General features: G+C 75.1%; 18 protein-coding genes. 13 read left to right on the top strand and 5 right to left on the bottom strand.

All coding sequences use genetic code 11. The annotated features are described in order from the left end of the window. Positions 1–100: 100 nt before the first annotated feature. Positions 101–1,141 (bottom strand): hypothetical protein, encoded by a 1,041-nt coding sequence (locus AC0HI0_RS08120; RefSeq protein WP_480931658.1) that lies wholly within the window; start codon positions 1,139–1,141, stop codon positions 101–103. Between the two features lie 70 nt (positions 1,142–1,211). On the opposite strand from AC0HI0_RS08120, the gene AC0HI0_RS08115 reads away from it, so the two are divergent. The 5 genes from AC0HI0_RS08115 to AC0HI0_RS08095 all read left to right on the top strand — a co-directional run bounded on the left by AC0HI0_RS08115 (position 1,212) and on the right by AC0HI0_RS08095 (position 9,358). Then, positions 1,212–2,120: an ArsR/SmtB family transcription factor gene (locus AC0HI0_RS08115; RefSeq protein WP_480931657.1), complete on the top strand. Its 909-nt coding sequence runs from the start codon at positions 1,212–1,214 to the stop codon at positions 2,118–2,120. A gap of 95 nt (positions 2,121–2,215) precedes the next feature. Beyond that, positions 2,216–5,653 carry a DEAD/DEAH box helicase gene (locus tag AC0HI0_RS08110; protein ID WP_480931656.1) on the top strand — a complete coding sequence of 1,146 codons (3,438 nt, stop codon included), beginning with the start codon at positions 2,216–2,218 and terminating at the stop codon, positions 5,651–5,653. Positions 5,654–5,953: 300 nt separating this feature from the next. After that, the gene (locus AC0HI0_RS08105) at positions 5,954–7,360 is read left to right on the top strand and encodes a hypothetical protein (protein ID WP_480931655.1); all 1,407 of its coding nucleotides are present in this window, start codon (positions 5,954–5,956) and stop codon (positions 7,358–7,360) included. After that, a complete protein-coding gene (locus AC0HI0_RS08100) occupies positions 7,361–8,497 on the top strand; it encodes an ARPP-2 domain-containing protein (RefSeq protein WP_480931654.1) in 1,137 nt (378 codons plus the stop codon). Between the two features lie 96 nt (positions 8,498–8,593). After that, entirely contained in the window at positions 8,594–9,358 is a 765-nt protein-coding gene (locus tag AC0HI0_RS08095) for an inositol monophosphatase family protein (protein WP_480931653.1), read from the top strand. Here AC0HI0_RS08095 and AC0HI0_RS08090 read toward each other — a convergent pair. Beyond that, positions 9,345–10,205 carry a P-loop nucleotide/nucleoside kinase family protein gene (locus tag AC0HI0_RS08090; protein WP_480931652.1) on the bottom strand — a complete coding sequence of 287 codons (861 nt, stop codon included), beginning with the start codon at positions 10,203–10,205 and terminating at the stop codon, positions 9,345–9,347. The genes AC0HI0_RS08095 and AC0HI0_RS08090 overlap by 14 nt on opposite strands. 61 nt (positions 10,206–10,266) lie before the next feature. On the opposite strand from AC0HI0_RS08090, the gene AC0HI0_RS08085 reads away from it, so the two are divergent. The 5 genes from AC0HI0_RS08085 (at position 10,267) to AC0HI0_RS08065 (ending at position 15,864) form a co-directional block, all read left to right on the top strand. Beyond that, positions 10,267–11,355, top strand: coding sequence for a serine hydrolase domain-containing protein (locus AC0HI0_RS08085; protein WP_480931651.1), 1,089 nt, complete (start codon positions 10,267–10,269; stop codon positions 11,353–11,355). Positions 11,356–11,504: 149 nt separating this feature from the next. After that, positions 11,505–13,661 (top strand): esterase-like activity of phytase family protein, encoded by a 2,157-nt coding sequence (locus tag AC0HI0_RS08080; protein ID WP_480931650.1) that lies wholly within the window; start codon positions 11,505–11,507, stop codon positions 13,659–13,661. Positions 13,662–14,001: 340 nt separating this feature from the next. Continuing rightward, positions 14,002–14,361: a DUF2203 domain-containing protein gene (locus AC0HI0_RS08075; RefSeq protein WP_480931649.1), complete on the top strand. Its 360-nt coding sequence runs from the start codon at positions 14,002–14,004 to the stop codon at positions 14,359–14,361. Between the two features lie 226 nt (positions 14,362–14,587). Next, entirely contained in the window at positions 14,588–15,079 is a 492-nt protein-coding gene (locus AC0HI0_RS08070; protein WP_480931648.1) for a SigE family RNA polymerase sigma factor, read from the top strand. Further along, positions 15,076–15,864 carry a hypothetical protein gene (locus AC0HI0_RS08065; protein ID WP_480931647.1) on the top strand — a complete coding sequence of 263 codons (789 nt, stop codon included), beginning with the start codon at positions 15,076–15,078 and terminating at the stop codon, positions 15,862–15,864. Before AC0HI0_RS08070 ends, AC0HI0_RS08065 begins: the two co-directional genes overlap by 4 nt. Before the next feature lie 81 nt (positions 15,865–15,945). Here the strand turns inward: AC0HI0_RS08065 and AC0HI0_RS08060 are convergent, their stop codons facing one another. Next, complete coding sequence (locus AC0HI0_RS08060; protein ID WP_480931646.1) at positions 15,946–16,665, bottom strand: DUF998 domain-containing protein; 720 nt, start codon at positions 16,663–16,665, stop codon at positions 15,946–15,948. A 117-nt stretch (positions 16,666–16,782) separates the two neighbouring features. Then, the gene (locus tag AC0HI0_RS08055) at positions 16,783–17,364 is read right to left on the bottom strand and encodes a hypothetical protein (RefSeq protein ID WP_480931645.1); all 582 of its coding nucleotides are present in this window, start codon (positions 17,362–17,364) and stop codon (positions 16,783–16,785) included. Between the two features lie 129 nt (positions 17,365–17,493). Here AC0HI0_RS08055 and AC0HI0_RS08050 point away from each other — a divergent pair, with 129 nt between their 5' ends. The 3 genes from AC0HI0_RS08050 to AC0HI0_RS08040 are packed head-to-tail and all read left to right on the top strand — an operon-like array spanning position 17,494 to position 19,387. Further along, complete coding sequence (locus AC0HI0_RS08050; protein WP_480931644.1) at positions 17,494–17,895, top strand: hypothetical protein; 402 nt, start codon at positions 17,494–17,496, stop codon at positions 17,893–17,895. Positions 17,896–17,927: 32 nt separating this feature from the next. Beyond that, the gene (locus AC0HI0_RS08045; RefSeq protein WP_480931643.1) at positions 17,928–18,431 is read left to right on the top strand and encodes a SigE family RNA polymerase sigma factor; all 504 of its coding nucleotides are present in this window, start codon (positions 17,928–17,930) and stop codon (positions 18,429–18,431) included. Further along, positions 18,428–19,387, top strand: a complete 960-nt coding sequence (locus tag AC0HI0_RS08040) for a hypothetical protein (protein ID WP_480931642.1) — start codon at positions 18,428–18,430, stop codon at positions 19,385–19,387. The genes AC0HI0_RS08045 and AC0HI0_RS08040 overlap by 4 nt, the downstream gene beginning before the upstream one ends. A gap of 96 nt (positions 19,388–19,483) precedes the next feature. Here AC0HI0_RS08040 and AC0HI0_RS08035 read toward each other — a convergent pair whose 3' ends face one another. Further along, positions 19,484–19,849 (bottom strand): RNA-binding S4 domain-containing protein, encoded by a 366-nt coding sequence (locus AC0HI0_RS08035; protein WP_480931641.1) that lies wholly within the window; start codon positions 19,847–19,849, stop codon positions 19,484–19,486. Positions 19,850–19,853 lie beyond the last annotated feature (4 nt).

Genomic DNA, 19,853 nt, shown 5'->3' with positions numbered 1-19,853 from the left:
CGGAGGGGCGCGGCGCAGTGCGCCGCCGGCACCCCTCCGCTGCACCCGTTGCCGGTCCACCGGTCGCCGAGGGGCCTACGACGTTCGTCGTCCCGCCCGGTCAGGGCGAGTCGCGCAGCACCAGCGGGCGGTTGCCGGACGTGACGCCCACCGCCCAGATGTCCGGCACGACGATCCCGGCCACCGCCAGCAGCCGGCCCCGGACGGCGGGCACCGGGTCGGCGGTCCACCGGCCGTTCTCGGGGTCGCCGGACAGCCGGACCGCGAACGGCCGGCCGTCGCCGGTGTGCCCGACCGCGAGCGGCGTGCCGTACTCGGAGGTCGCCCCGGTGAGTTCGGCGGCGGTCGCGGGCACGCGTTCCCGGACCACCGCGCGGGTGTCCGGGTCCACCCGGAGCACCAGCGGGTGCCGGGCCGACGCGGGCGCGCCGACCGGGGCGGTCCAGCCGACCAGCCGGGCGGCGATCGAGTTGTGGGCCGCCACGTGCTCGTCGTGGCCCGCCCGGTGCGGCACCGGCACGCTGGTCCAGGTGCCGGCGGCGTGGCGCAGGACCACCACGCGGTCGCCCGAGCGGTCGTGGTCGACGCCGTAGGCGAAGACCTCGTCGCCGCCGCGCGGTTCGACGCCGGTCAGCTCGCTGGAGGTGTCGAGCAGGGCTTCGGGCACCGGGACTGCGCGCCACGCGGTGCCGTCCCAGCGTTGCACGATCCCGCGCCGCCACGGGGTGCCCGGCACGGTCTCCGCACCGACGGCCCACGCCCGGTCGGCGTCCAGCGGGTCGTTCTCCACGGCTTGCAGGGTCGTGGTCACGCCCGCGCGTTCGGCGACGGGCACCCGCCGCCAGCCGTCGGCCCAGCGCAGCGCGCCGCGCGGGCCCACCGCCCAGCCGCTCTGGGCGTGGTGGACGCGGCCGATGTCGGGGATCGGCGCGGGCCGCCAGTCGTCGGGTCCGCGCAGCGCGAAGGACCGGCCGTCCGGTCCTTCGCCGAAGGCCCAGGTGCCCTCGGGTCCGGACGTCACGGCGGTCAGGGCGCCGCGCGCGTCCACGGGGTCGTTCCGCCAAGGCGAGTCGGCAGCTGTCGCGGGCAGGGGTGTCGCGATGGTGAGCGCGACCGTCAGAAAGCTGATTCGCTTGCGCACCGCGACATCGTCCCCGTTCGGCGGATCACCGCTCCAGGTTTTCGAGCACAATCGAACGTCGGGAGGGTCGATGATCAGGATCGAGCTGTCGGCGACGGCTCTGGCGTCCGCGAGGTTCGGCTTGTCCCCGCTGATGGAGATCGGCACCGTGCTCAACCAGTGGCAGGCCAACCGCGACGCGCGCTGGGCGCACGCCGCGCGGGACACCGTGGTGCGCCACGACCTGCGGCTGCTCGCCGGTTTCCTGGAGCACCGGGGGTACGTGCCGGACTTCCTCAACCCGCTGCCCGCCGGCTACGACGCCGAGGTCGACGACGAGCTGCACGCGGTGGCGACGGCCGCGCCGGAGCAGGTGGCCGCCGAGGTCGCCGGGTGGGTGCGCGGCCGGCGGCGGCCGGCGGCCCGGACGCGGCCCGTGCTGGACTTCCTCGAACGCGGCGAGGACCGGTTCGCCCGCCGGGTCGCCGACGAGCTGGCCCGGTTCTGGTCGGACTTCCTGTCGCCCCGCTGGCCCGCGGTGCACCGCAGGCTGGAGGCCGACGTCGACCGGCGGGCGCGGATCTCGGCCCGCGAGGGCCTGGGCGCGGTGCTCGGCGGCCTGGACGCGGCGACCCGGTGGCAGGACGGCGTGCTGCGGGTCTCCCGCCCGTTCGACCGGGACGTCCGGGAGACCACCGGCCTGCTGCTCCTGCCCTCGACCCTGGCGGGTCACGTGGGGGTGGGCGTCGACCCGCTGGGCGTCCGGCCGGTCCACCTGGTCTACCCGGCCTCGGCGACCGGCCACGACCTGGCCGGGGTGCTCGGCCACACCCGCACCGCCCTGCTGCTGGACCTGGAGACCCCGCGCACGACGGCGGAACTGGCCCGCCGGCACCACCTCGCGCCGTCGACGGTGTCCTACCACCTGGGCCGGCTGCACCGGGCCGGGATGGTCACCCGGACCAGGACCGGCACCTCCGTGCGCTACCACCGGGCGTGAACCCCCGGGCGTGCACCGCCTCTCCCGCCCGTCTGCGCCGACCGGTCGAATCGGGTTAGCATCGCGTGCTCACCGGGGCGTAGTGGAGGCGTTGAGTGGTTCGCGGGTCACCGCAGGTCGACACGTCGGTCGCGGGCGTGGTCGAAGCGCGGTGGGGTGTCCGGCCCGCCGCCGCCCTCGCCCGGTACGACGAGCCCGGCTGGCAGTGGTCCCCCATCCCGGTCGAGAAGCCGTGCCCCCGGTGCGCCGGGGCGCTGTACGGGCTCTACCGGGCGCACCCGCACCGGGGCAAGCAGCAATTGCAGGCCGCCGTGGTGTGCGCGACCTGCCCGGCGTCGTTCACCCTGCGCGAGTTGCAGTTGTCGCAGCGGTCCGTGCTGGGCGAGCTGCGCCCGGAGGCGGTGGCCCGCCGGGCGGCCGAGGACGCGCAGTTGGCCGCGCTCGCTCGGGAAGCCGCCGCGCCCGTCCTCGACCTCCCGGCCGCGCCCGCGCCGGCGAAACCCGCCCAGAAGGATCCAACCGGGAAGGATCCAGCCGGGAAGCAGCCCGGCCGGCAGGAGCCCGACCGGAAGGCTCCGGCGGAGAAGCGGCCGCCCGCCGCCCGGCCCGTCGAGGAGCCGGCTGCGGCACCGGTCGGGGAGCCGGCCGAAGAGGTCGCCCCGGAACCCGTCGCGCGTCCCGTCCGGCGGATGTCGACCACGGTCATGGCGGCCCGGATCCGGTCGATCCTCGCCGGTTCCGAGGCGGTGCCGACGACGCCGGGCGACGAGCCCCCGCTGCTGCCCGCGCACCTGGTGGACGACGTCGGCCAGGTCTGGTGGGCCAAGACCACCGACCCGACGCTCAAACCGCCGCCCGGCGTGACCGGCGGCCGGGTGATCATGCCCGACCGCCCGGAGTTCGACGGGCTGCGCGCCCTGCTCGCCCAGGAGGGCGTCGAGCACCGGTCGGTCCGGTACTGGCTGGAGCAGGAGACCGTGGCCGGCGACGGGGACCGCCTCCAGGCCACCGCGTGGCTCTCCGAGGTCGGTGGCATCGTCGCGGACCGCTGCGAACCGGTGGACGGCGACCGGGCGCTGGCCGCGCGGCTGGCGTTCGGCCTGCTGTGGGACCTGCACGACGACGCACCCGGCGAAGCGCCCGACCCGGCCCCGGTGGACCGGTTCGTGCCCGCCGAGTGGCTGCCGTTCCTGCCGTTCCCGGTGTTCAACCCGGCCCAGGCGCAGGCCGCGCCGCACATCCTGGACGACGACGCGCACCTGCTGATCACCGCGCCCACCGGCGCGGGCAAGACCGCGATCGGGATGCTGGCCGTGCTGCGCACCATCCTGGAGGAGGGCCGCAAGGCCGCGTGGCTGGTCCCGCAGCGGTCGCTGACCGACGAGCTGGACCGCGAGTTGGAGACGTGGCGGGCGCGGGGGCTGCGGGTCGAGCGGCTCTCCGGCGAGTACGCGGTGGACGTGGAACGGGTCCGCGCCGCCGACCTGTGGGTGGCGACCACCGAGAAGTTCGAGGCGATCTGCCGCAACGCGTCGCTGCAAGCCGCGCTCGGCGAGGTCGGCTGCATGGTGGTGGACGAGATCCACCTGCTCGGCACCCCCGGCCGGGGCGCGCTGCTGGAGGCGCTGCTGGCCCGGGTGCGCGGCGCGGACTCGCCGGTCCGGATCGTCGGCCTGTCGGCGACGGTGTCCAACGCCGCCGAGGTCGCCGAGTGGCTGGCGGCCGACCTGGTCGCCACGACCTGGCGGCCCTCGCGGGTGACCTGGCAGCTGCCGACCGTGCCCGCCGGGTCCGGGTTCGCGGCCAACGCCCGGCTGCGCGAACAGGTCGTGGTCGACCTGACCGCCCGGCACACCGCCGAGCAGGGCAGCGTGCTGGTGTTCTGCGGCTCCAAGCGGAACGTGCGCTCGACCGCGATGGCGGTCGCCGCCGAACGGGGCGCGCCCGTGCACACCGTGGCGGCCGACGACGTGGACGGGCTCACCGAGGTGTGCGCGGAGGTCGGCGTCCGCCTGCACTACGCCGACTACGAGCACAAGCACGCCGCCGAGCGCGCGTTCCGGGAACGCCGGGCGGACGTCCTGGTCGCCACCTCGACCGTGGCGGCGGGCGTGAACCTGCCCGCCCGCGCGGTGATCGTGCGCGACACCACGGTCGGCGGCGAGCCGATGGACACCTCGATGGTGCTCCAGATGTTCGGCCGCGCCGGGCGGATCGGCGCGGGCGAGACCGAGGGCTGGTCGTACCTGGTGGTGGACGAGCACCAGCGCGCCGGGTGGCAGGCCCGGCTGGTGGCGGGCTACTCGGTGTACTCGCGGATCCACGAGAGCCTGCCCGACCACGTGCTCGCGGAGGTGTTGCAGGGCCGGATCACCAGCCTCGCCGACGCCGAGGCGTGGTGGGTGGAGACCCTGGCGCACGCGCAGGGCGACGACGCGGCGCAGCCCGTCCAGGACGCGGTGGCGTTCCTGGTGGACGAGGGCCACCTGGCGGCCCGGCCGGACGGCGGCCTGGCGATCACCGACCTGGGCCGGCTGACCGCGCGGATGATGGTGTCCACGCACGCCGGCCACCGGCTGCGGTACGCGCTGGGCCTGTTGCCGACCCCGCCGGACCCGGAGGCCGCCGAGGACGCGCTGACCCTCGTCCTGTCGGTCGCGGTGCGGGACCTGGCCTCGATCGCGGTGCCCGACCAGGTGCGCCCGGCCGTGGCCACGGCGATCAAGGCGGGCGGGCGCACCTCGCAGATCACGCACACCGCGTCGGTGAAGGGCCTGGGCTCGCAGACCACCACCGCGCCGGGCGACCTGGCCCGCGCCGCGCTGCTGCTGGCGGCCCGCTCGCCGCACCTGTTCACCGGGCAGGGCCGGCGGGTCGCCGCGGGCATCCCGCTGTCCACGCTGCACCCGGTGTTCGAGCAGGCTCCCCGCTACCTGTCGTGGCTGGCGGCGCAGGGCGTGCTGGGCACGGTGCACCCGTGGATCGCGATCGTCGCGGCGGACCTGGACCAGCGGGTCCGCTGGCGGCGGCTGACGCCCCGGCGCGGCGCGGGCCGGCTGCTGTGGCTGTGCGAGCAGATGGCGACCCGGGCCCGCTCGCACGACCTGGTGCCGCAGATGTGGCGCTCGGCGGTGGCGCGCGGGGTGCGGTCGCCGGACTGGAAACCCGGCCGCCCGCCGGCAGGCTGCGAACTCGACCAGGCCGGCTACACGGCGCTGCTGCGGGAACGCGCCACCACGGCGGCGTTGACGGCGGGCGGCGACCACGCGTCGGTCGCGGGCACGGTCGCCGCGACGGCCGTGGCCTGGCGCGGCAAGCACCACGGCCCGGCCACCCCGACGAAAGCCGACACCGACGTCCGCTACCCCGACGCGGACGCCCCCGACGACCCGGACAAGGGCATCGCCGTGTTCACCCGCCGGGGCGACTACCGCGCCACGGGCTGGCTCGCCGCCTACGACGCGTTGGCGGTCGAGGACGACCGGCCGCCGGCCCCGAAGCCGGTCCGGCGGGGGTTGGGCGCGCGGCGCTGACCCGGCGACTTCAGCGCCTGCCGCGTGCGCTGTTCCACTTCGCGGACCCGGCACCGGATCGCCCGTCGCGCGGTGTCGACGTCCGCCACGGCCACCGCCTCGCCGGGCGGTCCGAACCGACGGCACCAGCCGCGTAATTCCACGACGGGCGGGCACGGTGGGCTGATACGGTGCACGGACGCCGGCCGCGGGACTCCGGTGCGACTTCCGGAACCCGCATTTGAAGCGAAGATTCGCTGATCGTGCCCCCATTCCCCGGTCGGCGCCCCACACCCCCCGAGGACCCGCCCGAAGGACACGATGGACGCCGTCACCGCCGAGGACATGCTGATGTTCGTCAACGCGGCCACCACGTCCACCGGGCAACGCGAGTTCCACCACTCCGCGCAGGAGCAGCGGCTGTCCCTGGGGTTCCTGCACGAGTACATGGCGGGCAACTACCGCGACCTGTACGCGTCGGCGCTCGCCATGGACATCAACGACCACAACGCGGCGCTGATCGTGCACGGGCTGCTGGCCACCTCCGGCGAGGCCACGGCCAGGCAGCGCGCCGTCGAGGGCAGGCTGATCGCCCGCCGGCTGGCCGCGCTCCCGCCGCAGCGGGTGTACGACCTGTTCCGGGCGCTGCGCCGGGACCGGGTGAACAACCGCCGGACCCGCGCGATCGTCCGGGACTGGATCGCGGCGCGCCCCGACCAGGCGTTCGACGCGGTCAAGTACCGCAGCGGGCTCAAGCAGGCGTTGCGGCACGCGCACGTCGTGCCGGAGGCCGACGAACTCGGCGGGTTCCTGTTCAAGCCCGGCCGCCACAAGCGTTACGGCACAACGATCCTGGAGACGTGGCGGCGCGCCCACTACGAGCGGGCGGCCGTGTACGAGCTGCCCTACACCGTCGCCGAGGGCTTCGCCGCGAAGCACCGGATCGACCGCACCACCTTCCTCAAGGGCATCGAGCCGATGATGACCCGGCTGGAGCGGCTGCGGCTGCGGGACTCGGCGCTCCGGTCGAAGGCCGACCTCGCGGTGGACCTCGGGACCATGCCGCTGACCAGGCTCGCCTCCTACGTGCTGGCGCTGCCCGTGCCGGACCGGGTGGTGCGGCGGGCGGAGCTGACCGGGGCGCTGCGGACCGCCGCCCGGCGGGCGTGCGGGCGCGAGGCCGGCAAGTGGGGCCGGGTGGCGGCGGTGCTGGACGACAGCTTCTCGTCGTTCGGCTCCGCGGTGAAGCGCCGCCGGCCGCTCGCGGTCGCGCTCGCCTGTCACTTCCTGCTGGAAGCCTTGGCGCAGCGGTACGTTCCACTGTGGACGTCGGGCCGCACCGACGCGTTGTTGGCGCGCCCCCACGGCGTGACACCGCTGGGCGAGCGGGTGCTGGACGCGCTGGAGCACGAGCCGGACCGGCTGGTGATCGTGTCCGACGGCTGGGACAACGCGCCGGACGGCCTGGCCGGCGAGGTGCTGCGGGTGTGGCGGACCAGGCTCGACCCGGACCACCGGGTGAGCGTGGTGCACCTCAACCCGGTGTACGACGTGGACGACTTCGACGTCAAGCGGCTCTCGCCGGCGGTGCCGACGGTGGGCGTGCGGGACGCCGAGGACGTGCCCGCGCTGGTCGAGTTCGCCCGGTTCACCGAGGGGCGGACCGGTCTGGACGAGTTGCGCGCGCACTTCGCCGACCGCGTCGCCCGGTTCCTGGAGGAGGCTTAGGTGGCCGGGCTGGACCTGACCGGTCTCACGGCCCGGCCCGCGCAGGTGTGGGGCGGGGTGCGGCTGGTGCCCCTGGTGCGCGAGCGGCCGATCACCGACCTGCGCCTGCACCCCAAGGTGCACGGCGACGGCATCGACGTGGTCGAGGTGGGCGACGGGTCGCACTACGTCTCCTACATCCCGCACGGGTTCGTGGCGGCGTGGACCGACGACGGCACGCCGGCCGCCGCGTACGGCACCGAACTCACCGGGGAGCCCGCGCCGAAGGCGACCGTCCCGGTGCGCGTGCACCGCCGGATGGCCCGCCGCACCGACAAGAACCGGCTGCGCTTCCTGCCGCTGCACCTGGCCCTGGAGGGTTACCTGGCGCTGCACTTCGGCGGGCCGGAGATCGTGTGGGAGCAGTGGTCGCAGCGGGCGATCCGCAACGGCCTGTCGCCGCGCGCCGAGCAGGCGTACCTCGGTGAGGACGTCGAGGGCCTCGGGGACGCGCTGAAGATCTTCGAGATCCACCCCGACCAGTGCGGCGTGCTGGTGTACGTGGCCGACGCGCTCGCGGCGGCGTTCGCGGTGCCCCACCCGGACGACTACCGGACGCTGCACCCGACCCTGGTGCGGGACCTCTACGGCGAGCTGATCCACCAGTACGCCTTCTTCAACACCCCCGTGGCGCGGTTCGAGGTGCGGCTGTCCGGCGAGCACGTGCGGACGTTGGCCGACCTGCGCGCCGCCGCGAACCGCAAGCGCGCCGAGTGGGCCGGGTTCCACGACACGACGATGGCCGCCGGGCTGCTGGAGGCGAGCTACGACGTGCGCCGGGTGTACCGGATGGGCGGTTTCACGTTGTCCCGGTTCCTGCCCGGGTTCCGGCTCAAGGAGGAGAACCACATCGGCGAGCTGATCACCGACCGCCGGGGCCACACCGCGTACCTCAAGACGTTCCGGTTGTCCGACAACCAGGTCCGGCGCGGCCACCTGCTGTCCCGGATCGCCGCGCACCAGTGGCACCTGCCCGGCGCGGCCGAGGCGCTGGGCGTCACCGAGCACGCGCTGGGCCTGCGCCTGGCGGCGGCCGGTTTCGGCGACCTGCTCCGCGAGGACGTCCTGGCCCACTACCGCGCCGAGGCCAGGCGGTGAGCCTGCCTCGGTTCCCCGGGCACGGGCGCGCGGCCGGTTCGCCGCAGGCACATCTCGGCGGACACCGGCCGGTGTCGAGCCGGTAGGTTCGGCGGGGTGGAATCCGACGTCGAAGTGGCGATCCGCGCGGCCGTGGCCGGCGCGTCCGAGGTCCGGTCCCGGTTCGGCGGTGAGCTGGAGCGGTTCGCCAAGGCCGGCGCGGACTTCGCCACCTCGGCGGACCTCGCGGCCGAGCGGGCGATCACCGCGGTGCTCGCCGACGCCCGGCCCGCCGACGCGTTCGTCGGCGAGGAGAGCGGCGGCGAGGCGCCCGGGTCCGGGCGGGTGTGGTTGGTGGATCCGTTGTGCGGCACGGTGAACTACGCGGCGCGCACGCCGTTGGCGGCGGTGAACGTGGCGCTGCGGGTCGGGTCCGGGGTGGTCGCGGCAGCGGTCGCGGACCCGTTCACCGGCGAGGTGTTCTGGACCGACGGCGCGGTGGCCCGGCTGCGCGCCGGTGGTGACGAACCGCTGCGCCCCGACCCGTCGAGCCGGCTGGTCGACGTGAACCTGGACGTGCCGGACCGGGCGGTGCTGGCGATGCTCGCCGACCACGCGTTCACCAGCGCGTTCCAGCCCCGCGTGTTCTCCACGACGTTGGCGCTGGCGTGGGTGGCGAGCGGGCGGCGGGCGGCCTACGTGACGGCCGGGGACCTGCGCGACAGCGTGCACTTCACCAGCGCGATCGCGCTGTGCCAGGCGGCGGGCTGCGTGGTCACCGGCATCGCGGGCGGACCGCTGCACACCGGGCCGCAGGGCCTCGTCGCGGCGGCCGACGCGGACACCCACCGCGCGCTGGTCGACACCCTCACCCGGCTGTAGAACCCAGGTACGCCAGCACTCTCCCCAACGCGGCGGCCGGTGTGTCGACCGCCGAGTCGACCACCAGGTGCGGTTCGTCCCACGGCTCCCACAGCGACTTCATCCGCTGGACGTGCTCCCACGACACTGTGGGGTGCCAGCCCGGGATGCCGCGCGACCGGCCTTCGACCCTTTCACGCTGCACGCCCTCGTCGGAGCACACGCACTCGACGCCGACGAACACCCCGCCGAGTTTCGCGGTCAGCGACCGCCAGCGCGACCGGGTCTCGACGCGGTGCCCGGTCGCGTCCACGACCACGTCCAGGCCGAGCCGCACCTGACGTGCCGCCGCGGCGGTGAGGTTCACCTCCGCCAACGGGACCGCGTTGTCCGTCCGCAGCACCCCGAACGGCACGAGCGCGCCCAAGTGCCAGTCCATCGAGAACACCGGGGCGCGCAGCCGCCGGGCCAGCCCTTCGGCGAGGGTGCTCTTGCCCGTGCCCGGCACGCCCGCCAGCAGCACGACGCGCGGCGGTCGCGCGCCGTCCCACGGCGTCAAGTCCTCGTACGCGGCGTGCGCGCGTTCGGCCATGACCAGCTGCAAGGTCTCGCGCGCCCGTTCGGCGGGCGTTCCGGTGGCCCGCGCCCAGGCGAGCACCAGGTGCTCCGGGCGCACCACGACGTCCGAGAGCCGCTCGGCCTCTTCGACGGCGAACGCCCGCAACCGCGCCCGGTCCACCTCCGCCGGGCGGATCCCCAGCCGGGCGGCCAGCGTCGCCGCGACCGGGCCGGTGATCCGGTCCGGGAGGTCGCGCAGCGGCCCGTCCAGCAGTTCTTCCGACGAGTCGTGCAGCGGGAGGCCGGTCACGCCCGACAGCGTACGGAAATCGCGTCGCCGCACCGGCCCGTCCGGGGCTATGTTGCCGCGCATGGCCGAAGTCCACGGCACGTGCGACCCCCGCTTCACCCGCGTCCGCGACGCGTTCGCGGCCTGCCTCGACACCGACGACGTCGGTGCGTCCCTCGCGGTCTTCCGCGACGGCGAACCGGTGCTCGACCTGTGGGGCGGCCACGCCGACGAGGCCCGCACGACCCCGTGGGAGCGCGACACGATCGTCAACGTCTGGTCGACCACGAAGACCATGGCCGCGCTGTGCGTGCTGGTCCTGGCCGACCGGGGCGGGCTGGACCTGGACGGCCCGGTCGCCGCGCACTGGCCCGAGTTCGCCGCGCACGGCAAGGGTTCCGTGCTGGTCCGGCACGTGCTGGCGCACACCGCGGGCCTGCCCACCTGGGACCTCCCGATCACCGTGGAAGACCTCTACGACCACCGCGCCGCCGCCGCGCTGCTGGCCGACCAGCCCGCCCGCTGGCCCGCGGGCGAGGTCGGCTGCTACCACTCGCTGACCCAGGGCTGCCTGCTCGGCGAACTGGTCGAGCGGGTCACCGGCCGCACGCTGGGCACGTTCTTCGCCGAGGAGGTCGCCGGTCCGCTGGGCGCCGACTTCCACATCGGCGACGCCCCGGCCGACCGGACCGCGCCGGTCATCCCCGCCGCGCGCGGCCCCCGGCCGACGCCGACCGCGCTGTTCGACGCCCCGCCCAACCCGGTGGTCGACCCCGCCGTGGCGAACACCCCCGCGTGGCGGCGGGCCGAGATCCCCTCCGCCAACGGGCACGGCAACGCGCGGTCGGTGGCGACCGTGCAGTCGGTCCTGGCCGGCGGCGGCGAGGCGGCCGGGGTGCGGCTGCTGTCCGAGGCGATGTGCGCGCGCGTGCTGGAGGAGCAGTACTCGGGCGTGGACCACCAGTTGGGCGTGCCGATGCGGTACGGCCTGGGTTACGCGCTCAACGGCGGCACCTGCTCGTGGGGCGGCTGGGGCGGCTCGCTGGTCCTGGTCGACCCGGGCAACCGGCTGACCGTCGCGTACGCGATGAACCTCATGCTGGAACGCGGCCCGCTCGGCGACGACCGGGGCATGAACCTGGTGCTGGCCACGTACGGGTGCCTGGGCTGACCGGCGGCACCGCACGCCGGGCGGCCATGGCACGTTCACCCTCGTAGACGCACTCGTGGCTGGAGAACGCGCGCCCGTCGTCGAGGTTGGAGGCACCCGTGACCCGTGCGGTACGTGTTCTGGCAGGTCTGCCGGCCTGCGGGGTGAGCATGTCGGTGTGGGCGCCGCCCGCCGGCGCGACCGGGACCCAGCGGTTCCAGCGGGTGGACACCATGCCGGTGTTCCGCAACAGCTCGGCCGCCGAGCACACCGCGGCCGAGATCGCCGCCGCGACCCCGGACGGCGGAACCGTGGTCTACACCGACTCGCCCGGCCGCCGGATCGGCTTCACGAAGGTCCGCGACGGCCGGTTCACGCCCGACGGCACCCTGGCCGTGCCGGGCGAGCCCACGTCGGTGGACGTCCTCGGCAGGCTCGCGCTGGTCGCCGTCGACACCTCGCCGTCGCGCGCCACCCCGTCCGGGGTGCTGCTGGTGGTCGACCTGGACGGCCGCAGGGTGGTCGCCACGCACGACCTGGGCGGCCGGCCGGACTCGATCGACATCTCCGAGGACGGCCGGTACGCCGCCGTCGCGATCGAGAACGAGCGCGACGAGGACGTGAACGGCGGCGAGATCCCGCAGGCCCCCGCCGGGTTCCTGACCATCGTGGACATCAAGGGGCCGCCCGCGTCGTGGACCCTGCGCCAGGTCGGCCTGACCGGGATCGCCGAGATCGCGCCGGGCGACCCGGAACCCGAGTACGTCAGCGTCAACCGCCGCAACCAGGTCGCGGTCACCTTGCAGGAGAACAACCACATCGCCGTCGTGGACCTGCGTTCGGGCGAGCTGGTCAACCACTTCTCCGCCGGCACCGCCACCGTGCGCGGGGTGGACACCGCCGACGACGGCAAGATCGACCCGTCGCAGACCATCACCGCCCGGCGCGAACCGGACGCCGTGGCGTGGCTGGACGACCGCACGCCGGGCACCGCCGACGAGGGCGACTACCGCGGCGGCTCGCGGACGTGGACGGTGTTCGACGCCGCGTCGGGCCGGGTGGTGTTCTCCTCCGGCAACGAGTTGGACCAGGTCGCGATCGAGCAGGGCCAGTACCCGGACGGCCGCTCGGACAACAAGGGCGTCGAGCCGGAGGGCCTGGCGGTCGCCACCTTCGGGCGGCACCGGTACGCGTTCGTCGGTCTGGAGCGCGCCAACCTGGTCGCGGTCTACGACGTCGACGACCCGCGCCGGCCGAGGTTCCTCCAGGCGCTGCCGACCGGCGTCGGCCCGGAGGGCCTGCTGCCGATCCCGGCGACCGGCACCCTGGTGGTCGCCGCCGAGGAGGACTCGGCCGCCGACGGGGTGCGGTCGTCGCTGACGTCCTACCGGCTGACCCGCACGCCGCCGGCGTTGTCGTTGCGGCGCAACCAGGGCACACCGTCGATCGTGTCCGACGGCATCGGCTTCGGCGCGCTGTCGGGCCTGTCCGGCATCCCCGGCGACTACCGCGACGTCGTCGCGGTCACCGACTCGGCGTACCGGCCGACCCGGATCCTGACCATCGACACGCTCGCCGCGCCCGCGCGGGTGCGCGCCGAACTGACCTTGACCAAGGGCGGCGAGCCGGTCGGCTACGACGGCGAGGGCGTCGCGGCCCGGCGCGGCGGCGGCTACTGGGTGGCGTCCGAGGGCGACGGCAAGAAGCTGCCCAACCTGCTGGTCGAGGTGGACCGGTCCGGCGCGGTGGTCCGCGAGGTGCCGCTGCCCGCGTCCGTCGCGGCGACCGCGACCGGCAACGGGTTCGAGGGCGTCACGGTCACCGGCCGGGGCGCGGGCGAGCAGGTGTGGCCGGCCGTGCAGCGGGAGTGGAAGGCCGACCGGCCCCGGCAGGCGACGCTGGCCCGCTTCACACCCGCGACCGGCGAGTGGGCGTTCGCGGCCTACCCGCTGGACGCGGCCCCGGCGGGCGGCTGGACCGGGCTGTCCGAGGTGACCGCGCTGGACGACCGCACGCTGCTGGTGCTGGTGCTGGAGCGGGACAACCAGCGCGGCGACACCGCGGCCACCAAGAAGGTCTACCGGGTGGACATCGCGAAGCCGGCGCCGGTCGCGGCGGGCGAGCCGAAGCCCGTGGTGGCCAAGACCCTCGCGCGCGACCTGCTGCCCGCGTTGAAGGCCGACGGCGCGACCGCGCACGACAAGGTGGAGGGCCTCGCGGTCGTCGGCTACGGCCCGTTGCGCCGCCTGGTCGGCGTGGTGGACAACGACGGCTTGGACGACGCGCCGGGCGAGTCGGTGTTCCTGCGCCTGGGCTGGATCCGCTAGCGCGTGTGTCAAGGGCGAGGTCTCCGGCAGGTGGGTTGGCCACCAGGCAAACCCGCGACACCGGAGACCTCGTGGCCGGCGTGGCGGCGGGGCGGGGCGGCCTGACCGACGCGCTGTGGGCGGTGCCGCAACCGTTGCCGCCGTCGGCGTCGGGTCGGGCCGTCCGCCCGCTACGACAACCCGCCGTCCGCCACCAGGCCCGTCGCCGCCATCAACACCTGGCTGCCCCACCTCCGAAACACGCGCCGGCCGTCCCGGCGGCCCGATGCGCGGGCGACGTCGGCGGGCCCGACCCCGTAACCTGGCCGCGTTGGTCCGGACCACTCGGCGAGGTAGGACGTTGGCACTCTTCACGCTGCCCGAGGCGCGGCAGGAACTCGACCGGCTGCGGCCGGTGCTGGACGAGATCGTGGCGTTGCGCGCGGACGCCGCCGAGCTGTCCGCCGCGCTCAACGCGGGCGAGCGCACCGCGCTCGGCGGCCTGGCCGAGTTCAAGGCCGCCCAGGCGCGGTTGGACGACCTGATGAGCGCGGTGCAGGGCACCGGCGCGGAGCTGAAGGGCTTCGCGCCGCTGCTGGTGGACTTCCCGTCCGAACTGGACGGTGTGCCGGTCCTGCTGTGCTGGTTGGAAGGCGACGCCGGGCTGGACTGGTACCACCGCGCCGACCTCGGCTTCGCCGGCCGACGGCGTCTCCCCTAGCCGGACCGCGCCTGCGCGCTCGACCGAGAACGCCACCTGGTCCCAGGTGGCGTTCTCGGCTGTGGGCCGCCGGTGATCCCGAGCCCCCGGACCTGTCGACGCCCGGGACGTCGGTCCTGCCGGTACGGGGCTCGTGGCGGCTGTCGGGAGGGCGGATGCAACGAAACGGGCCACTTCCGCATTAGGGATGCGAAAACGAGGTCGAGTCGACGATCGGGAGTGGCCGATGGAGTTCGCCGAGTACGTGACCAGGCAGCGTCCCGCGCTGATGCGGTTCGCCACGGTCCTGACCTGCCGGACGTGGCTGGCCGAGGACCTGGTGAGCGACGTGCTGGGCCGGGCGTTCGAGCGCTGGGAGCGGATCTCGGGGATGGCCGAGCCCAACGCCTACGTGCGGCGGATGGTCGTCAACGAGTACCTGTCCTGGCGCAGGAGGCTGACCCGCACGTCCCCGCGCGCCGAGGTCGAGCCGACGGCCGTCTCCGACGGCGCGGACGAGCGGGCCGAGCGGGACGCGATGGTCCGCCGCCTCGCGGGGCTGCCCCGGAAGCAGCGCGCGGCCGTGGTCCTGCGCTACTACGCGGGCCTGTCCGACGGGGAGATCGCCTCGCAGCTGGGGTGCCGGGAAACGACCGTGCGCAGCCAGATCCACCGGGCGCTCACCGTTCTGCGCATCGACCTCACCGCCGACGCCCCCGACTTCCAGGAGACCTCATGAGCGAGCTGCGCACCCTCCACGACGCCTTCGCCGAGCTGGAGCGGCGTGCCGACGCCACGGCGGCGGACGCGGCCCCGGCCGTGCGGCAGCGCCGGACCGTGCGGCTGGTACCCGTCGCGGCCACCGCCGTCGCGGTGGCGAGCCTGGTCGCGGGCGCGGTGTGGCTGGTACCGGGCGACCCGGGCACGCACGTCGCCGGCCCGCCCGCCTCGTCCGCGCCGTCCACGGCCACGGCGCGCAGCCCGCTGCCCGCCTCGCCGGACGACCTGGTCGCCCGGTTCGCGGTGGTGCTCGGCGACACCGCGACGTTCGAGGCGACCCAGAGGTTCGCCGTGCCCGCGTCGTCGTCCTCGAAGAACCCCCAACCACCGGGGACGGGATCGATCGTGACACCGGACCCGGCGAACCCGGACGGCCCCACCCACCCGCTCATCGGGGGGACGCTGACCTCGGCGGGCGTCACCGGGAGCTTCAGCCTGGGGACCTACTCCGGCGAATCCGGGCCCGACGAGTGGTGCCGCCACCCCTACCGGCAGGACTGCGAGGTCGGCACGCTGCCCGACGGCTCCCGGCTGGCGACCGGGACCGCGCGGCCGGCTCCCGGCGCGGTGTCGTACCTGGCGTGCCTCAAGCGGGCCGACGGGACGGTGGTCGTCCTGCACGTCGGCAACCAGGAAGACCCCCAGGGCGCCGCGCCCGACTCGCCGGGCGGTCGGATCCTCGCGCCGCAGCCGCCGCTGACCCTCGACCAGCTGAAGGCGATCGTCTCCTCCGACAAGTGGTGACCAGCGGCCCGCGCACTGCCGGATCGCCGCCCCCCGGCCCGGACGACGGGCGTCCGGGCCGGGGTCGCGCGGCCGGGCCGGTCAGCCGATCGGCCGAGGGCCCAGCCCGTCGCCGACCGGGCCGGGCACCCGGCGCGTGGGCGCCGGCACCGGTCCGCGGCGGTCCCGGAGCAGCGTGCGCCCCTTGATCAGCCACGAGACGCCGAACGCGAAGATCGCCAGCGCCTCGCACCAGAACAGGGGCTGCCACCGGGCTTTCGCCTCCTCGCCGAGCACGGTCCCGGCCAGCACCCCGAACGCCAGGCACCCGACGATCACCAGGCCGCAGACGAGGTAGACCCGGTTGCGGGCCTCCTTGCGGTCGGTGCGCACCTTGCCCGGCTCCAGCCGGGGGAAGCTCACCAGCGAGAAGACGGCCAGGCACAGGAAGAACAGTCCCGCGAACACCAGGTGCGCCACCCCGGCGTAGCGCTCGAAGTCGGTCAGCGGGCCGCTTTCCGGGGTGGTGGGCAGCAGCGCCAGCAGGATCGCGGACGCGCCGGCGACGTTGCCCAACCAGTTGTCGAACGCGCCGAACTGGTACGACAGCAGGAAAACCCCGACCGCGCACATGCTGCCGACGAACACGTCCCGCATGTCGGTGTGGTAGTAGCCGCTGATCGAACCTTCCAGGCGCCCCTGGGCGAGGGCGTACACCCCCAGCACGACGGGCAGCAGGAAGCCGATCGCGCCGACGCTCCGGCGGAGGCCGATGTAGGACATGACCGCGTCGCGGTCCGGGTCGAAGTGGGTGGTGTCCATGGCGACTCCTAGCACCGCAGGACCGGTCCGGGCCGAACGGACCGCGGACCTCTGCCCTGTAGGTCGTCGTCGCCGCGCGGGCGGTTAGCCCAGGTCACCGCCGCCATCCGGGTGAAATCACCAGACCAGCGAGAAGACGTACCAGGGGCCGTCGAGGTGCTGGAAGGTGTAGCCGTCGCCGCCGGCGGACACGCTCCGCGGTGCGCGGCCCGGACAGTGCGCGTAGCCCGTCGCGCCGAAGAACCCGGCTCCCTCCACCGTCAGCAGCACGCAGTCGATGCCGGGTTCCCGGGTGGCGTCGGAAATCGTGAACAACGTGAACCCCCGGTCGCGGACGTGCCCCGGCGGAGACGTCCGGGCCTCCGTCGCCAGCGCCTCCAACGACGACCGGTCCACCCGGAACGCCGCGTGCGCGGTCGCTCCGGAGCGCACGGTCGCGAAGGTGGCGAGGAACGCCAACGGCAGTGCCAGGAACGCCCACAGCCGGGCCAGGTTCCGCACGCGCGGCGCGGGCAGCGCGCGGACGGCGAGGATCGCGAGCACCAGCCAGCCCGAGCCGACCAAGGCCCAGCACGTGAACGCGGTCAACCCCATCGTCCAGTACCCGCCGGGCACCGAACTCGTCCACAGCGTGAGCGCCGCGGGCACGACCGCGACCCCGAACGGCAACCACGGCGAACGCCACCACGCACGGTCCATGCCACCTGTGACGCGCGGATCCGGGAGGCGTGGCCCCACCCCGCGAAAGGTGACGGGCATCACACGACCTGGGCGACGGCTCGCGGTGTCTTCGGGGTGACAAGCAGCCGACACGGCCCGGAGGTCGTCATGTCCCCACCGAATCCCGCACCGCCCGCCGTCCTGATCGCCGCCGTGGGCATCGGCGTGCACGCGTTCAACCACCTCTCGATCGTGGTGCAGGACGTCTGGCGGCTGATCGCCACCCCGGAGGCGGCGACGTTCAATCCCGGCACGATCTACCACCCGGTCAGCGCGGTGCTGTACGTGTGGCTCGCGATCATCGTCCACTCCGGACGGAACTGGGGGCGCGTGTTCATCACCGTGCAGCTGGCTTTCCAGGCCGTGGGGCGGTACTTCGTGTTCGTCTCGTACCCGGAGTTGGAGGTGCGCGCGGACCTGGTGACCGGGTGGGCGTTGTCGGCGGTGGTGCTGAGCCTGCTGTGGGCGCCGGCCACGACGCGCGGGCACTTCGCGAAGCGGTTCGCGTGACGGCGGACGCCGTGGGGGCGCACCCTGTGGGCGTGGGGCTCGCGGCGTCGCAGGACGAGGAGTTCACCGAGTTCGTCCACGCCCGGCTCCCCCACCTGCGGCGGCTGGCGCACCTGATGTGCGGCGACGCGCACCGCGCCGACGACGTCGTGCAGATCGCGGTCACCCGGCTCTACGCGCACTGGCGCAAGGCCCGCGCCGCAACGGATCCGGGCGCGTACGCGCGCACCGTCCTGGTCCGGGTGTTCCTCAACGAGCACCGCCGGCCCTGGAGCCTGGTGCGGCTGGTCGGCCGCGCGGACGACCTGCCGCGCCCGAGCGCGCACCTGCCGGACGTGGAGACCCGCGAGGTGGTGTGGTCCGCGCTGCGCCGCCTGTCGCCGCGCGTGCGGGCGGCGCTGGTGCTGCGCTACGTCGCGGACCTGTCGGTCGCCGAGACGGCGAAAGCGCTGCGGTGTTCGGAGAGCAACGTGAAGACCCTGACCGCACGGGGGTTGGCGGACATGCGACGACTGCTGGGAAAGGCCCTGCCATGAGCGACGACGACCTGCTGGCCCCGTTGCGCTCGGTGGCACCCGCCCCGGACACGACGGTCGACCTCGCACGGGCGATCCGGGACGGGAAACGCCTCCGCCGCACCAGGAACGCGCTGTCGACGGCCGCCGCGGCGGTGCTGGTGTGCGTGGCCGTCGCGGTCGCGCAGTCGACCCTGCCGGACCCGTCGCCGCGGCCGGCCGCGTCCCTGGACCCGCTGCACCGGGCGGCGTCCATCGGGTCGGCGGGCGGGTTCACGCCGCTGGCCCACCGGACCGCCGCCGACCGGCAGGAGATCACGCTCGCGCGCGCCGACCGCCCGGACACCCCGGCGGGCTCGGTGACCCTCTACCCGGCGGGCGGGTTCCCCGGCCAGGGCGGCCGGGGCTGGCGGCCCGCCGGGGAGCCCGCGCCGGAGGTGGCCGGCCGCGCGGCGGTGTGGTCGGGCTCGGAGGTGGTGTGGGAGTGGGCCGACCGGGCGTGGGCGGTGGTGCGCCTCGACGCCGCGTTCCCCGACCTGCGCGACCGCGCGCACCGGGTCGCGCAGAGCGTCACCGCCGGGCGGACGCCGGTCACCGTGCCGTTCGCGCTCCACCCCGCCGTGCCGCTGCGGCTGGTCGCCGTCCGGGTCCCGGAGAGGGCGGGCGGCGAACCGGCCTCGGTCGAACTCGCGTCCGGGACCGCGACGGTCGTCGTCAGCCTGCGTTCCGACGCCCTGCCCGGCCGGGACGTCCCGGCGGACACCGCGGTGGCCAGCCGGCCGGCGGCGGTCGGCGCGGACGGGGTCACCGTCCTGGCCGCCGGGGGGCGGTACGCGGTGCGGGTGGTGGTCGGGCACGGGGACGCCATGGCCGCGTTCGGCGGCATCGCGGGATTGTCCGCGTTGGCGGCCGCCGCCGTCCCCGTGCCCGACCCGGCGGATCGGCGGAGCTGGACACCGGATCCGCTGGTCGGCTGACCCCGCGGGGTCAGGCGTCCGGTTGTCGACCGCTCCACGGTCCCGCTGTTCCGGCTTGTCCGGTAGGGCCGAATTGCGGGTTCCGCGCGGCCGGGCTCAGTGGTCGCCGGCGCGGAAGCGGTCCAGGACGCGGCGCTCGCGCTTGGTCGGCCGGCCCGCGCCGCGCTCGCGGCGGGCCACCGGGACGGCGGTCTCCGGCGGCGGGGCGGGCGTGCGGTCGATGAAGCAGGTCGCCGCGTCCGCCGCGCCGACCCGCTTCTGGATCACCCGGACCACCTCGACGACCTTGGTGGAGTCGCCGACGCGGGCGCGCACCTGGTCACCGGGGACCACGACGGTCGCGGGCTTGGCCGGCCGGTCGTTGATCCGGACGTGCCCGCCGCGACAGGCCGCCGCCGCGTCCGGGCGGGTCTTGGTCAGCCGGACCGCCCACAGCCAGCGGTCCACACGGGTCGACTCCACGCCC

Source organism: Saccharothrix sp. NBAS 001 (assembly GCF_056640475.1).
The sequence above is the reverse complement of the archived record's forward strand: the minus strand, read 5'-3'. Positions and strand labels throughout refer to the sequence as shown.